The organism is Desulfomonilaceae bacterium, from assembly GCA_041662605.1.
Lineage (GTDB): Bacteria > Desulfobacterota > Desulfomonilia > Desulfomonilales > Desulfomonilaceae > CAJBEZ01.
Genome location: JBAZSD010000001.1, coordinates 317,034 through 333,283 on the forward strand (window position 1 = coordinate 317,034; position 16,250 = coordinate 333,283).

The following is a 16,250-nucleotide window of genomic DNA, read 5'->3' on the forward strand; positions in this document are numbered from 1 at the left end:
AAAGTGTCACACTAGTCTCCTGTCAAAATACGCTTCATTTTATCAGACTACTTAACCTGGCCACTGTTCCATTAAAATTGCCAGGTTATCTTGACGGGCCACGCCCCCCAGGAACAAGATCATTTTTTTGGGAAAGTTTTAGAAAACATTACTATTTTGAGGATTTGTTGTATTGTATGAGTAAGCTCATGACTGGATATAGTGGTGTTTGAAGATGAATGGGTATTTATACGAATAGATTTGTTTCTCAATAACCGATCTCAAGCAATTTGTTGAAATAAAAGACGTTATGTTTATAATTTATCAAACGTGACATCATCAGGCGAAGAATTAGAGTGACGTCAGGGAATGAGTCTCAGAGTAAAAGGATTCAATTCATGAACGCCTGTCCGATGTACAACGACTATATTTCTCTAAACGATTTGCCGGAGCGCGGGTAAAAGGGTCTACCGAGGTAACGATTCTTGATGTCCCTGACGCTTTAGTGGCATTGCTAAAATTCCCTGGCCCAATAAAAGCATTGGGAACGATTACTGAAGGTCAGTTTATGGGATTTGGCTTTTCTAAGGATTCGCCTGAGTTGCGATCTTCCTTCAATGAATTCCTGGGTAAAATCACGAAAGGCGGATAACTGGGAAGGCTTATTCGAGTATATTATCCAGCTATGAAACATTATTTTCCGGACGCCGTTAAGTAATCAAGGAAAACGTATGCCCACCGAGCCCAAAAAAGTCTCGAACGGTCAAGAAAAGTTACGCGCGTCCGTCTTGGTTTTTGTTGCAATTCTGTTGTTTTTTTACGCTGCAACAGCCTACATCCTGTTTCGTCTTTACCAAACGTCTTCTCAGCTTGTTGAAGCCAGGAAATCTTCCTTCGCACAGGAGTGTAGTGGCAAAGCCGCTATACTGGATGAGTATCTGACTCAGCGGATCACTGACTTGCAATCAATTGCGGCAAGCCAGCCCCTTAGTTCTTATTATCACAGCAAATCTCTGGGCATGTCCAAAGAATACGGACTCTCGGTAGCCATTCAGAGTATTGATGATGAATTCAACAGACTGCAAAGAATGGTCAAATCAGACAATTATCTGGTGTTTAGAGGGTTGGCTTTTTTTGACATCGGAGAGAATCAAGTCATTGCAAAAAGCCTCTCCTTTGGGGACATAAGCTGGATCGACAAACCACTGTTCGGCGGCGCTCATGAAATCATGAAATTTCCTGGAGGGGGCCTCGGATTTGTTTCTCGAGGGAATAAAAGTTCGATTTTCTTATATTCAGCTTTCAGATATCGAGACAAAAACAAAGGGTACCTTCTTCTGGAACTGGAGCCGGACGCGATCAGAAAGAAGATCCAGCTTAGCGGGCCCCAGACAGACGATAATTTCAGCGGCTTAGTAGATTCGAATGGGACCATTTTCTTGGGGCCTCCTCCCCTAGTGGGTAAAAATCTCGCGAGTCTTGCGATTCTCCCGTCTTCCTTTCCCGATGACGGCCTAAGTGAGTCTACCTGGCCGGCTAAAGGTCAAGGCGCAGCCACCCCTGTTCTAATCGCCATGGAAAAATCAATGGGTGGGGCCATTCATTTGCTCACGGTAGCTCCCAGGTTTAGACATTTGGCCGGTTACTCTTATTCCCTCTGGGTAGCCATCGTGGTGATCTTGATGGGTGGCCTCCTGGTTGGTTTGGCGTTGATTCGCAAGAGTTATAGCGAACGTCAGGAGTTTTACAGGCGCCTATCGGACGCATATGGCTCTCTTGAGCGCCGCGTGGAGGAAAGGACAGCGGATCTCGCTAAAACCAATGAAAATTTATTGAAGGAAATTGGCGTGCGTGAAAGGGCGCAAGAAGCTCTAAAACAGAGTGAGGAGAAATACAGACAATTTGTAGAGAATGCCAATGACATCCTATATCGGACTGATTCTAACGGCAATTTCTCGTTTGTAAACCCAGTAGCATTGAGAATTTTTGGCTATAATCTGGAAGAACTTATCGGGAGACATTTCTCAGAATTAATTCCTGAAGAAAATGTCGCTGAAGTGCGAAAATTTTACGAATCCCAGTTAGCCAATAGAAGATCGAATACATATTATGAATTCCCAGCGACAAGGAAGGATGGCTCCGTAATCTGGATCGGACAAAACGTTCAATTTTTGTCCGAAGGCAAGCAGGTCATCGGTTTTCAGGCAATAGCGAGAAACATCACTGACAGAAAGCGAACTGAGGACGAACTTCGGTGGAAAGAAGCCCTTCTGAGACATATGTCGAGTTCTTCTCCTCTCGCTTATCTCGTGGTGGATCACAAAACAGATCGGATCCTGTATTTCAACAATCGCTTTTGTGAAATATGGGGTATCCAGAGTCTCGAATACCCAATCAGGCAGGGAAAAATTAGAAACAGCGATATAATTGCTACATTCGCGGGCATGGTAAAGGAGCCTCAGGCTTTTTCGGAATCATGCGTTTCTCTCCAGTCAGCCGATGCGCGCAGTATCCTGGAAGACGAAATTGATCTTGTGGACGGGAGGGCAATAAGACGCTTCAGCGCTGAAATCCGTGACGACAAGGACAATTACTGGGGGCGCTTTTATATCTATGAAGATATCACAGAGCGCAGAAAAGCCATGGAGACCCTTAGGCTGGCGAACGAATTTCAAAAAAGATTACTCTCCACAGCGGCTACAGCGATAGTCACTGTCGACGCTGAGCGCAGAATTACAAGTGTAAATGATGAGTTCTGTTTAATAACCGGATTCAACCCCGATGAAATTATTGGTCAGCCTTGTACGATTTTCGCCGTTGAGCCATGCGAAAGCCATTGTTCACTTTTCTCGCCGGAAAGGTCTGGGCCAATTTTTAGGCAGCATTGTTCTGTGAGAAGCAAGAATGGACAAGTTTTGACCATACTGAAAAACGCCGATCTGATGGTTGATGAATCGGGAAAAATCGTTGGAGGTATAGAATCATTTATAGACGTCACCGAGTTAATTGCAGCCAGAGAAAAAGCTCTCGCTGCCAACGTCGCCAAGAGCGCTTTTCTAGCTAATATGAGCCACGAGATCCGAACACCTATGAATGGGATTATAGGGATGACGGAACTCGCCCTAAATACCTCCCTAACCCATGAACAGCGTGAATATTTAGATCTGGTAATGATTTCAGCCGATTCCCTGTTAAAAATTATTAATGACGTACTGGACTTTTCCAAAATTGAGGCGGGCAAGATAGATCTGGAATTGCTGGACTTTAACCTTCGAGAATATCTGGAAGACTTGGTGAGAACAATCTCTGTGCAGGCCCGCGCCAAAGACATCGAGGTGGCCTGTCACGTTCTGCCGGATGTCCCCCAACTGGTGATCGGAGATTATGAACGCTTGAGACAGATCGTCGTGAACATAATGTCTAACGCCATAAAGTTTACGCAAAGCGGTGAAGTCGTCTTGAGAGTTGAGAACCAGTCTATTCATGAAGATGAAGTGGTCTTGCATTTTTCGATTTCCGATTCCGGGATCGGCATTCCCCATGAAAGATTGGAAAAGATATTTCAACCGTTTGAGCAAGTTGACGCTACGACTACAAGAAAATTCGGAGGCACCGGATTGGGCCTCGCTATAGCGTCCCGACTGGTGGAAATGATGGGAGGCAGGCTTTGGGTCGAAAGCGAGCTTGGCAAAGGAAGCGTGTTCCACTTTTCCGGACGCTTTGGAATCCAAAAAAGGCGAAAAACAAGTGTAGTCCCATCAGAAGTAGCAGGACTAAAGAATGTGAGGGTTTTGGTGGTCGACGACAATGCGACCAACAGGGCGATTCTTAAGGATACACTCGTGAGTTGGGATATGACGCCGACAATGGTGGAGGGAGGGCTTCAGGCCCTTGAGGTTATAAAACAATCCGAAATTGATGACTTACTATTCGCCCTGATTCTTCTCGATGTGCAAATGCCCGGAATGGACGGCGTTGAACTCGCCCGCCAAATCAAACTTGACGCAAAAATGTCGAACGTGCCTATTATAATGATGACTTCCGCAGGAAGACCGGACAATATGAAAAAGTTGAGAAATATGGGGGTTTCCGAATACCTCGTCAAACCCATCAAGCAATCACAACTGTTTGACAAGCTCGTCTCGGTGTTGAGTTCAAGAAGATTAGTTGAAAGTCCAATGACGTTTCCACCTCATAACCTTATACCTGAAAGCAAACACTGCTTGAGAATACTTTTGGCGGAGGATAATCCGATTAACCAAAAGCTTACCATTCGATTGCTCGAAAAGGTAGGCCACTCTGTTAAGCTCGCCAAAACAGGAAAAGAAGCAGTAGAAGCTTTGAAACTGGAAAAATTCGACATAGTTCTTATGGATATTCAGATGCCCGAAATGGATGGTTTCGAGGCGACGGCTACCATTCGTATAAATGAGGAACGTTCGGGTTTTCACACGCCTATAATAGCAATGACCGCTCACGCCTTGAAAGGTGACAGAGAGAGGTGTTTGGACGCAGGAATGGACGGTTACGTGTCAAAACCTATACAGTTCAGGGAACTCATAGAAACCATTGAGAGTCTTGCGCCAAATTGTGGAGCTCCCAAGCTCAATGATTAATTGGGCTTCTCCATGTTCATAACATCACAGGAAAGGAGTAGTCGAAAAATGCATCGGCGAAACAGCATAACGGTCTCTATGACATTTGTAGTGGCCATTACGTTAGCCTTGGTCGTTTGTTCCTCTGATCCCTCGGCAGCCCAACAAAAGAAGCCGAACTTCATCATGATTATGACTGATGACGTGGGCTGGGGTGATCTGGGGTGCTATGGAGGTGGCGAAAACCGTGGTTGCCCCACGCCTAACCTGGACCGAATCGCATCAGAGGGAATGCGCTTCACAAACTATTATGGGCAGGCAAGCTGTACAGCGGGCCGGGCTTCATTCATAACCGGCAGGATCCCAATAAGGACAGCTCTTTCCACAGTTCTGGCCCCGGGCGACCTGAACGGTTTAAAAAAAGAGGACCCGACCATAGCTGAGGCGCTCAAAAAACTTGGCTATCAAACGGCTCAGTGGGGTAAATGGCATCTGGGCGACCGCCCTGAAACATTCCCGATTGAACACGGTTTCGATGAAATGCGTTACATGCTGCCTTATTACGCCGGCGTGTACGCCTATGACTATCTTCCTTTGCAGCCGGATTTCCCGATACATAACAAGAAATTTATGGAAGCGTGGGGCAAGGTCAACCTGAGCCAATGGGAAGGAAAAGCAGGGGAACCTGCCAAAGTGGTAAAAAAGAAATTCAGCTACGAAGACCTTGCTACTGTTGATGATGTCATTCGCGAAGACGCTGTGAATTACATCCAGAAACACGCTAAAGATGACAAACCTTTTTTCATGTACCTCTGTTTCATGAAAGTGCACAACCCCAACAATCCGTCCCCGCGTTTCAAAGGCAAATCGCCAGGTGGTGGCCGTTATCTCGACGCACTGATGGAACTTGACGACAACTCGGGTCAAATAATGCAGGCCGTGCGTGACGCCGGTATAGCGGAGAACACCCTGGTTGTGTGGACCACCGACAATGGGGCATGGGTGGACGCTTGGCCTGACGCGGGCTACACTCCTTTTCGCGGCATGAAGGGAAGTTCCTATGAGGGTGGCTATCGTGTCCCCGCTATGGCATGGTGGCCTGGGCACATAACACCCGGAACAACAGCCAACCAGATGATGTCTCACATGGACTGGTGGCCTACCTTTGTCAAACTGGCGGGAGGAACGCCTCCGACTCGTATTTTTAAAGATAATAACGGCAAAGACATCGTGTTTGATGGCGTTGAAAACAGCGACTTCATTCTGAGTAAAGGACCGTCCAACAGAGACCATTTTTTCTATGTAACTGATTTGGCGTTTGGTGGTTTGCGAGTAAACAACTTCAAACTACTGTATACAGCCAAAGACACATGGCTGGGGCCTAATCTGAATCTTGCATTCCCAGCGCTTTACAATCTCTGGTGGGATCCCGGTGAACAATATGACGCTGTTTTTAATGGAGCCGCTCCGACACGAGGCGACCTGAAAACCTCTCCCGGGCGATTCTCAGGAGAAGATCATGGCTGGATAGTTGAACTGTCCCAACCCTATTTCGATCAATTTTTTTCAGAGTTAATGACCTGTCCCAATCGGCCCACACTGCCTACGGCCGGCTCGATGAGCGAGTTGGTAAATGAGTTTAACAACCCGCCTGGCATGAAACGCCTCTTCGAACTGATGGAGCCATCCTCCCAGAAGAAGTAGCGCTTTTCGCAAGATCCATTCCTGCGTGGCGAGGTTTAACCTCGTCACACAGCCTCCTTTATTAGACAGAAGCTGAGCCGACGCTTCAACTCTTGGAATAAATGTATTAAATTGTATATCGGGGATGTGAGACGTCATACGTCATTACAATGTTACACATAAGAGGCTAGCGTTGAAAAAACTTATATATTTGGCTGTCATTATTGCGGCGCTCTCCGCAAGTTACTTTCTTTTCTGGCGCTCGACAGACCAGAATACTACGTCTCAATATGTTACCGTTCCAGTCGAAAAGGGCACGCTTAAAGCAGAGATAAATTCTACCGGCACTATAAAACCCAGGGTCGAAGTACAGGTAGGGAGCCAGGTTTCCGGAACAATAAAAAAACTTTACGCTGATTTCGAGTCTGTGGTCAAAGAGGGACAACTCATCGCTCTCATAGACCCCGATACTTACGCAGCGAAGGTTCAGCAGATGAAAGCAAACCTTCTGTCGGCAAAAGCCGGACTCCTAAAATCAGAGGTCTCGGTGGTAGACCAGGTACGGACTCTACACCGGAAAGAGGAGCTGGTAAAAACGCACGCCATCAGCCAACAAGACTACGATACTGCGGAAACCAATGTTGAAGCCGCCAAGGCCCAGGTGGAAGTTGACAAAGCCACGGTGAGCCAGATTGAAGCGAATTTAAAGGAGGCTGAGCTTCAACTGAACTATACGAGGATCATTGCGCCGGTTAATGGTGTGGTAACGGCGAGAAATATGGATGTCGGGCAGACCGTAACAGCCAGCTTTCAAACGCCGGTTCTCTTCAGGATAGCCGAGGATCTAACGCGGATGCAAGTCTACACGAGTGTCGATGAAGCCGATATCGGCCGGGTTAAGAATGGACAGACAGCCGTCTTCACGGTCCCGGCCTTTCCAGATGATACTTTCACCGCATCAGTGACTCAGATCCGTAATGACCCCCAGATACAACAGAATGTCGTTACCTACAATGTGATTCTTGATGTGGACAATGATGATCTGAAACTTAGACCCGGTATGACAACTACAGTTCAGATACTCATCAATGAAGTTAAAGACGCTGTTATGGTTCCAGATCAAGCCTTCCTGTTTTCTCCGCGGGATAAGACAAAAGTGACTTCTGACGTTCCTCCACTGAAGGCGGGCCAACGGCGTCTCTGGAAACTTGAAGGCAACGATTCATTATTACCGGTAAATGTGGACATAGGAGTCATCGGAACAGGCATGACCCAAATTGTCTCCGACCGTTTGAAACCTGGTGACAGGGTCGTTGTTGAAGAAATTGCCGGTAAAAAACAAGGTCCCGCTTCTTCAGGTCTGCGGTTCAGGTTTTAACATGACGCAATTGACGACACTGGTTCACAACTATGATTAGTCCACTTGACGGTGTGAAAATCGCTGTCGAAGCCCTAAGGGTAAATGTCATGCGTTCGCTCCTCACCATGCTCGGCATTGTGATTGGTGTTGGAGCTGTTATCGTAATGGTCGCCGTCGGCGCCGGCGCCCGCGAAATGATAGGTGATCAGATTCGTTCCATCGGGAGCAATCTTATTATAGTAGTGCCGGGAGCCACCGTCCAGGGTGGGGCCCGTCTTGGTTCAGGGACGGTTCACACACTCAAAGCTTCCGATGCGGAGGCCATATTAAAGGAATGCCCAGCGGTAAAATATGCTGCCCCCATGTGGGGGAACGTCACCCAGGTCGTTTATGGAAATCGCAACTGGCAAACCCGCGTCTCAGGGACCAGCGAAAATAATTTTCTCATCCGGGACTGGAACATCAATCAGGGGCGCATGTTCACCAAGGAAGAAGAAAAACGTGCGGCCAAGGTTGTGGTAATGGGCAAAACGGTTGTGGAAAACCTTTTTGGTGACACTTTTCCTCTGGGTAAAGTTGTGAGGATCAAGGCCGTGCCATTTACAGTAGTCGGGGTCCTTGATCGGAAAGGACAATCCCCAAGGGGCGACGACCAGGATGATGTAGTCTTTACGCCGCTTAGAACGTCTCAATACAGGCTCTTTGGCACTCCTTTTACAGATGAAATCCAGGCCATAATAGTGCAAGCGAAAGACATATCGCTTATCCAGGAAGCGGAAAAGCAAGTCGATGACTTGCTCATCCGGCGTCACAAGATAGGCAAGAATCAGGAAAAGGATTTTACCATTAAAAACTTGACCGAAATCCTGGCCACAGCGCAAAAGAGCCTCAACATAATGACCACTCTCCTGGGCGCTATCGCCGCTATTTCACTCCTCGTCGGCGGAATCGGAATAATGAACATCATGATGGTTTCCGTCACTGAACGCACTCGGGAGATAGGAATTCGCATGGCAGTGGGAGCGAGATCAGCCGACATACTGTGGCAGTTTCTCATTGAAGCGGTTGTTCTAACAATGAATGGAGGATTGATAGGCGCGATAATCGGCATATTTGGAGCGTTCATTTTTGCGAGATCAAGCGGCTGGCCCGCGTCCATTGATCCGTTTACCGTGTTGACGGCAATATTCTTTTCAGCGGCAGTCGGAGTATTTTTTGGCTTTTATCCGGCTTATAAGGCGTCAAGATTGCATCCAATTGAAGCTCTACGCCATGAATAAGCCGCAATGAGAATTGGTTTTCACATTTAATCCTCTGTTAAGCAAGGTTTGAATTCACAAGATTTGACGATTACTGACAGAACAAGTAGAATTCAATTCCGGTTTTATTGTACTAATAAATATCGTAGATTATATTTTAAATGAGCCTATAGGAGGGACAATATGAAAAAGGTCGCGGTTGTGGGATGTGGCGCTTATATGGAGAGCGGTTACGGCTGCCCTGGAGAATGGCGATGCCTCAAGGCCGCCGCTTTAGGTGAAGGGAGTTTCAATGAACCGTCTTCAGTCGTTGCGTTTGTCACTTGTGAGTGTCCAGGGAGAACCGTAATTCCCACTTTGGGTATGGCGGCAAAACTTTCTGAACTCAAACCTGACGTGATTCATTTCAGTTCGTGCATGGCATCGGCGAAACCTGACTGCCCCTATTTCAAACCCGAGGACCTTGCAAAAATGTTACAGGAAAAGACAGGTATCCCGGTAATATTGGGTACACACGACTATCACTAGAACGGGGTTTTAGTGAGAAAGCTTCAGGGTAATTACCCCGGCGATGATAAGTATCACGCCGAGGTATTTCCCCAATCCGGCGACGTCTCCAAAGAACCACACGCCTACAAGAAATGTTCCGCCTGCTCCGATGCCAGTCCAAACAGCGTAAGAAGTGCCGATCGGGATTTGCTTTTGGGCCAGCCAGAGCAACGCTCCACTGATTATCATGGATACTATGGCTAAACCAATCCCAAACAAACGTCGATCTGAACCCTGAGCCAGTTTCAGACCGATAGGCCAACCTATTTCAAATAATCCGGCAAAAACCAGATATATCCAACTCACTTTTCTTCCTTGAGACCAACTGATCCATCTGAGTTTCGGCTCAACCCAACTCTGATCTTTTGCATGAATACATACAGGACAGGAGTAAAAAATACTCCCAGAATAGTCGCTCCCAACATGCCTGCAAACACGGCCGTCCCAAGGGCCTGCCTGCTTACCGCCCCTGCCCCGGTCGCTACAACCAGCGGCAGGACTCCTGTAATGAATGCAAAAGAGGTCATCAGGATAGGCCGAAAGCGCAGTTTGGAACCCTCTATCGCCGCCTCAACGACTCCCATACCTTTGGCCCTCATTTCTCTCGCAAACTCAACAATGAGGATCGCGTTCTTGGCGGAAAGCCCAACGAGTAGGACCAAGCCGACCTGGGTATAAATGTTGTTATCCATGTGACGAATCAGCAAGGCTACGACAGCCCCGAGAACCGCCATTGGAACTACAAGGACTACCGAGAACGGATCGGCCCAACTTTCATATTGAGCCGCCAAAATCAAAAGGACTACCAATATCGCCAGACCAAACACAACGAAAGCCTGACTACCTGTTTTTTTCTCCTGATAAGCCATCGCCGTCCACTCGTACCCCATCCCGACAGGCAGCTTGATTTTAGCGAGACTTTCCATGCTGTTAAGCGCCTGCCCACTACTGTAACCAGGGGCTGGTGAGCCCATTACCTTGGCTGATGCATACAGATTGTACCTGTCGACCTTTAATGGTCCCACAGAATCCCTGACGGTAGCCATGGCGCCTAGAGGCAGCATCTTTCCGTCTTTGTTCCGAACCTGCAATTTTAAAATGTCCTCCGGCTTGCTTCGAAACGCAGTATCAGCCTGGACCTTTACCTGCCAGGTTCTTCCGAACTTGTTGAAATCATTAACATACGCTGAGCCAAGATACGCGGACATGGCGTCAAAAACCGTCTGAAGCGAAACCCCGAGATTCTGGACTTTTTCACGGTCCACATCCACAAACACATTCGGAACATTGGCCCGAAATGTTGAAAAGACATTCGTCAGGCTCGGCTGTTCGTTTGCAGCCTTGGCAAGAAGAGCGCCATAATTTTGCAAGGCGTTCAGACCCAAGCCGGACTTGTCTTGAAGTTGCAGTTCGAAACCTCCCCCTGTCCCCAGCCCAAAGATCGGTGGCAGTGTGAAGGCAAAAACCATTCCATCCTCGATCTTCCTGAACTTTGAGGTCAACTCTTCAATAATAGCTTCTCTGCTCCTGCCCTGCTTCACACGATCATCCCATGGCGTCAAAGGAGCGAAAAAGGTCGCTAGGTTTGGGGCCGCTCCATCGATCATGGAATAACCCCCTAAGACTCCATAGCTGGCCACGCCTTCCGTGCCCGATAAAATTGACCCCACTTTTCGGACTATGGCCTCAGTTCTGTCAAGACTCGCTCCATCCGGCATCTGAACGTTGACCAGGATCAGACCGTCATCTTCAAGAGGCACGAAGCCGGTCGGCACTTTGATGAACCCAAGCGCAGTGAGCGCAACCAGCCCCGTGAAAAGGACCATCGCCAGCCCGACCCGCCGGAGGCCAATCCCTACAATATTTGAATAGGTAAGCGTAATTCTGTCGAATACTCTGTTGAACGCCCTGAAAAAAATGTTCTTACGGCCATGACCCGATCGGAGAAGTAAAGCGCACAAGGCTGGGCTGAGAGTCAAAGCGTTGATCGCGGAAAATAAAGTCGTGATCGCAATCGTCAGCGAAAACTGTCGATAGAGTTCACCAGTTATTCCTCCCATGAACGCCGCAGGCACAAATACCGCCATCAGGACCAGTGTAATGCCGATTATCGGGCCTGTCACTTCTTCCATCGCTTTTATTGCGGCTTCTTTTGGGCCAAGGGCCAACTGGCTCATGTTTCGTTCAACGTTTTCGACGACTACAATAGCATCGTCTACCACAATCCCTATGGCCAGGACCATGCCGAACAGAGTTACCATATTGATCGAAAAACCAAGCATGGCCATTACCGCAAAAGTTCCTACAAGTGATACAGGAATGGTAATGGCTGGAATCAACGTGGCTCGCCAGTCCTGGAGAAAAATAAAGACGACGATAAAGACAAGTATAAAAGCTTCAAATAATGTCTTGATAACTTCATGAATCGATGAACTGATGAAACGTGAAATTTCGTAGATGGCCTTGAACTCCAGGCCAGGCGGAAATTCACTTTTCAGGCGATCCATTACTGTATTGACGTCATCCGCCACCTGCATGGCGTTTGACCCCGGAGACTGGTAGATAATCATTGTAGCGGCTGGCTTTGCGTTGAATATTGAAAACGTGTCGTATGATTTGCCCCCTAATTCTACTCGGGCTATGTCCTTGACACGCGTAAGCCTGCCGCCTTCGCCGGTCTTGACTATTATGTCTTCAAATTGGGATTCATCGGAGAGCCTGCCCAATGTGTTCACATTTAACTGAAAATCCTGGCCTTTAGGACTAGGACGTTGTCCTATGGTGCCTGCCGCCACCTGAACATTTTGCTGTTGCAGAGCGTCTACCACATCATTGGTTGTGATGCTTCTAGACTCCATTTTGTTGGGGTCCAGCCATAGACGCATACCATAGTCTTTTTGTGGGAACACATCGACGTTCCCCACTCCCTTTATTCGACTCAGTTCATCTTTAAGCCTGAGGCTCACATAATTGGTAAGATACAGATCATCATATCGCCCATCTGGAGAATAAACACATAACACCGCCACCAGAGCGGACGAAACCTTCTTGGTTGTTACACCCTGACGCTGCACTTCCTGAGGCAGCCTGGGAATGGCTGAGGATACCCTATTCTGAGTAAGAACGGTGGCCATATCAATGTTTGTCCCAAGCTCGAACGTGACATTGAGAGTGTAAGAGCCATCCGCAGCGCTCGTGCTGGACATATAAAGCATGCCTTCAACGCCGTTGATTTCCTGCTCAATTGGAGAGGCCACTGTGTCGGCGATTACTTTAGGGTCAGCTCCAGGGAAAAAAGCCTTTACCTGGACGACCGGAGGCGTGATATCCGGATATTGGGCGACAGGAAGGATGAATACGCATGTCGTTCCAGCCAAAACGATTAAAAGCGAGATGACCGACGCAAAGATCGGCCGATTTATAAAAAACCGACTTAGCATGGAGCGTCCCTCACTATTTCTGAGTCTTGGTTCCGGATGAATTGCCGGTCGATTCCGGAGACGGTATTGGCGCTTTGATGGGGGTTACTTTACCCCCTGGTCTTGCCGATAGAAGTCCATTAACAATTACCCAATCATCCGGTTTGAGGCCTGATTCAATAACCCTTAAGCCGCCTACCTGCTGACCAATTTTCACGGGTCGTTGATCAACAACGTTATCTGAATTCACAGTGAGGAGGTACCGACCACCCTGATCTATTCCCAGCGCCAGGTTAGGCACAAGGAGGGCTTCCCTCTTTTTGAGAGGCACTCTCAGTCTTACGAACAAACCGGGAAGGAGCAGGCCGTCCTTATTATTAAACACGGCCCGAACCATCAAAGTCCCTGTGCTCTGGTCTACCTGGGTGTCCACGAAATCTATCTTACCCTCATGAGGAAAATCCTTCTCATCGGCAAGCCCCAGGAAACAGGGCGCTTCAGGTTTGTGAGATTCATCTCTCGAATTTTTATCCACATAGAGACGGGTCAACATCAAGAGATCGTTTTCGCTAAGATTGAAATAGGCGTATATCGAACTGTCGTTTACTACTGTGGTCAACAATGTTTTCTCCTGGGCTCCCACCAGATTGCCTAAATCGACGAGATTGCGTCCCACTTTTCCATTTATCGGTGATTTTACTTGGGTGTAATCAAGCTGAAGTTGAGCTTCTTCGAGATCAGCCTTTGCCGCTCCCACATGGGCCAAAGCCATGTCCCGATTCGCTTTGTCTTCCAGGAAGCTTATTTCCGAGATGGAGGACGTCTTTAGCAGACTAGCGGATTTTTCCTCTTTCACCTGCGCCAGGTTGTACGCAGCCTCTTTGACCTTGAGAGCGGCTTCCTGCTGATCAACCCGAGCCTGAAAAGGCCGAGGATCAATTACGAACAGGAGATCTCCGGCCTTGACATTTTGTCCGGGCTGGAAATTCATCTTATCGAGGAAACCTTGTACCCTGGCTCTGATCTCGACTGATTCAAACGCCTTTGTATTACCGGTGAATTCGAGATAGTCAGTGACATCCTGTTTTACCGGCAGACTTATTGTCACCTCGGGAGGAGGAGGAGTAACGAGCGTCTCGTTGCCTTTGGAGCATCCGGCAAAAGTCACCAGGGCGACGATCAATAACCATCGGAAATTCCAATTCGTCGGAGTTTTCATAGCATAGCCCATCCAAAATGTGGTCTGGAGTTCAGAAATACCTGAAGCAAATTATACGCTATAATTGTCGCTTCTAACAACGAGAAAACCCAAAGCTGGAAATCTCGGCTTTGCTTTTACAAGAACTGGTGATAGACATTACCTGTTATTCAAGCATGGAAACTTCAGCGCCTGCTAACTGAAAGGAGATCACATTCATGACCGGAAAGCAATTCCTGGCAATGATCCTGTGTCTGGTGTTCCTGGGGGCTTTGACAAGTTGTGGACCATCCAAGAAAGATTTTGAAGATGTAAAATCCCAGGTGGCGGATCTGACCGCCAAAAGTCAAAGTCTTTCCGAATTGAATGAGCGGCTCACAGCCGAGAAATCGACGCTGGGAAAAGAACTGGATGGGTTAAAAACAAAAAACGCGGCTCTTTCCACGGAATCTGATCAATACAAGAAAAACGCATCAGACTTGGCTCAGAAAAATGAAGAGCTTTCAAAAACATATAAACAACTGGAAACTGAAGTAAGCAAACTTAAAGCTAAAAATGACCAACTTAGCGCTCAAGTGAACGAGCTTAAAAAGAAGCTATCTCAAATTACGGATCATCCAAGCCCACAGACTGACACAAATCAACCACTTCGGTTCAAAGAGGATACCAGTTCGCAGGCGGTCAAACCTCAAGCGGCATTGACTCCGTGCGACGCTCTGATCGAGTACATGCTCAAGAGCCGTGAAATAGTCCAAAAATTTAAGAATCCCGAAAGAAAGGCCAAACTTGAGGAGTTATATTCCGCATATTCTTCAAAAATAGACCCTGCTCCGGCAAAAGCAAAAAAGGCGGCTGTAGAGTGGGTAAAAGAATTAAGTAGATCCTGGGACAAACACCACGATGATACAGTCTCAAAGTTATTGAGACTGAGAAACACTGTTTTGAAAGAGTGCGGAAAATCCCCCGCTGAAGCAGGTTTGTGAAAGGCTGAGACAATAAACACGGTGGTGGGTCATCTAGTGTTATTTGATCGTAATTAGGGTGGACAATAATTTGTGACCGAACAAACTCTCTGGTGAACATGTTGTCAGATTTCTTAGTAGGAAGGATGAAATTATGGGTAAGAGAGAATTTGAACAATATCTGAAGCGGCAGAGTTCAATTACCGAACCCCCGTTTGACTGGGATGCGCAAAAAGAAGAATGGCTAACTCTGCTCGCTCAATTCTACAAAAAAGTTGAAAAATACCTAGAAAAATATGTAACATCAGGAGATATTTCATTTAAATATCAAGACAAAATTATTGATGAAGACCCTATTGGTTCATATGCTGTTAGTGAGTTGCATATATGGATAAAAAATAAGTTGGTAGTCCTTGATCCTGTTGGGACGAACATAATCGGGGCTAAAGGTCGTGTAGACATGAAAGGTAGCGCCGGTATCGTAAAATTTGTTCTTGTGCCCAGAAACTCTTCAGCGCCAACCATCAGAATCACTATCGGGAATAGACCTGGCCCCAAAAAACTAAAAGCAAAAGAGGGAACAGAATCAATCGATTGGGATTGGAAAATAGCTACTCCCCCACCAAGGATAAAATATATTGAAGTCAATGGGGATTCATTTTTTGATTCTCTGATGGAAGTTATCGATGAGTAAGAAGGTTCCCCTGTCAGGTGAACAACTGAACTTGTCGGAAATAAATGATCATTATGACAACGTTACGGAGGCTTTGAAGCGTTATTTCAATCCCGCAAACGGGTATTACGATCAAAAATTCGCTGGATGTTCTGCCACTGAGTTGGAGTCTGAACTTCAGGCCTGCTTGGAAGAAATTGACCGCACTTCGACCCTTAGTGTCTTGTCGGCAATTGAAGCTATTTTTAGAATTGATTATTTGGAGCGTTGTTACACAAAAAAGAAGGATCCAATATCGCGTGTTTTTCGACAATTGTACAAGGAAGAGGGGCCCAGGGTTTCTTTTGAAAAACATATTTTGTCTGTTTGGGAACGAGAGGCGACCGGCGCTTCCATAATCATAGCAAGACTTAAAAATGTTTTCAAATACCGACATTGGCTTGCGCACGGGCGTTACTGGGTATTAAAGATTGGTCAAAAGAACAGGTACGATTATCAAGACGTTTTTCTTTTGGCTGAAACCCTGATCAACAGCTTCCCTTTTGTAAGTTAAAATTGTAGCCTTTGCGTATT

The 16,250-nt window shown here is 47.0% G+C and carries 11 protein-coding genes; 8 read left to right on the forward strand and 3 right to left on the reverse strand.

The features are described from left to right. Positions 1-710: 710 nt before the first annotated feature. The 5 genes from WC647_01335 (at position 711) to WC647_01355 (ending at position 9,404) form a co-directional block, all read left to right on the forward strand. Positions 711-4,595 carry a response regulator gene (locus tag WC647_01335; protein ID MFA6220935.1) on the forward strand — a complete coding sequence of 1,295 codons (3,885 nt, stop codon included), beginning with the start codon at positions 711-713 and terminating at the stop codon, positions 4,593-4,595. Between the two features lie 48 nt (positions 4,596-4,643). Then, on the forward strand, positions 4,644-6,278 hold the full coding sequence (locus tag WC647_01340; protein ID MFA6220936.1) for an arylsulfatase: 1,635 nt from the start codon (positions 4,644-4,646) through the stop codon (positions 6,276-6,278). Between the two features lie 172 nt (positions 6,279-6,450). Then, a complete protein-coding gene (locus WC647_01345; protein ID MFA6220937.1) occupies positions 6,451-7,635 on the forward strand; it encodes an efflux RND transporter periplasmic adaptor subunit in 1,185 nt (394 codons plus the stop codon). A 32-nt stretch (positions 7,636-7,667) separates the two neighbouring features. Beyond that, entirely contained in the window at positions 7,668-8,897 is a 1,230-nt protein-coding gene (locus WC647_01350; protein MFA6220938.1) for an ABC transporter permease, read from the forward strand. A gap of 162 nt (positions 8,898-9,059) precedes the next feature. Next, positions 9,060-9,404, forward strand: a complete 345-nt coding sequence (locus WC647_01355; GenBank protein ID MFA6220939.1) for a CGGC domain-containing protein — start codon at positions 9,060-9,062, stop codon at positions 9,402-9,404. A gap of 9 nt (positions 9,405-9,413) precedes the next feature. On the opposite strand, the gene WC647_01360 is transcribed toward WC647_01355, so the two are convergent. The 3 genes from WC647_01360 to WC647_01370 are packed head-to-tail and all read right to left on the reverse strand — an operon-like array spanning position 9,414 to position 14,063. Beyond that, positions 9,414-9,731: a multidrug efflux SMR transporter gene (locus WC647_01360; GenBank protein ID MFA6220940.1), complete on the reverse strand. Its 318-nt coding sequence runs from the start codon at positions 9,729-9,731 to the stop codon at positions 9,414-9,416. Next, positions 9,728-12,865: a multidrug efflux RND transporter permease subunit gene (locus WC647_01365; GenBank protein ID MFA6220941.1), complete on the reverse strand. Its 3,138-nt coding sequence runs from the start codon at positions 12,863-12,865 to the stop codon at positions 9,728-9,730. Before WC647_01365 ends, WC647_01360 begins: the two co-directional genes overlap by 4 nt. 13 nt (positions 12,866-12,878) lie before the next feature. Then, positions 12,879-14,063, reverse strand: a complete 1,185-nt coding sequence (locus WC647_01370) for an efflux RND transporter periplasmic adaptor subunit (GenBank protein MFA6220942.1) — start codon at positions 14,061-14,063, stop codon at positions 12,879-12,881. A 197-nt stretch (positions 14,064-14,260) separates the two neighbouring features. Here WC647_01370 and WC647_01375 point away from each other — a divergent pair, with 197 nt between their 5' ends. From WC647_01375 to WC647_01385, 3 genes are all read left to right on the forward strand, one after another. After that, positions 14,261-15,025, forward strand: a complete 765-nt coding sequence (locus tag WC647_01375) for a hypothetical protein (GenBank protein MFA6220943.1) — start codon at positions 14,261-14,263, stop codon at positions 15,023-15,025. A gap of 133 nt (positions 15,026-15,158) precedes the next feature. Continuing rightward, positions 15,159-15,698, forward strand: coding sequence for a hypothetical protein (locus WC647_01380; GenBank protein ID MFA6220944.1), 540 nt, complete (start codon positions 15,159-15,161; stop codon positions 15,696-15,698). Beyond that, positions 15,691-16,230, forward strand: a complete 540-nt coding sequence (locus tag WC647_01385; GenBank protein MFA6220945.1) for a hypothetical protein — start codon at positions 15,691-15,693, stop codon at positions 16,228-16,230. Before WC647_01380 ends, WC647_01385 begins: the two co-directional genes overlap by 8 nt. Positions 16,231-16,250: the final 20 nt, after the last annotated feature.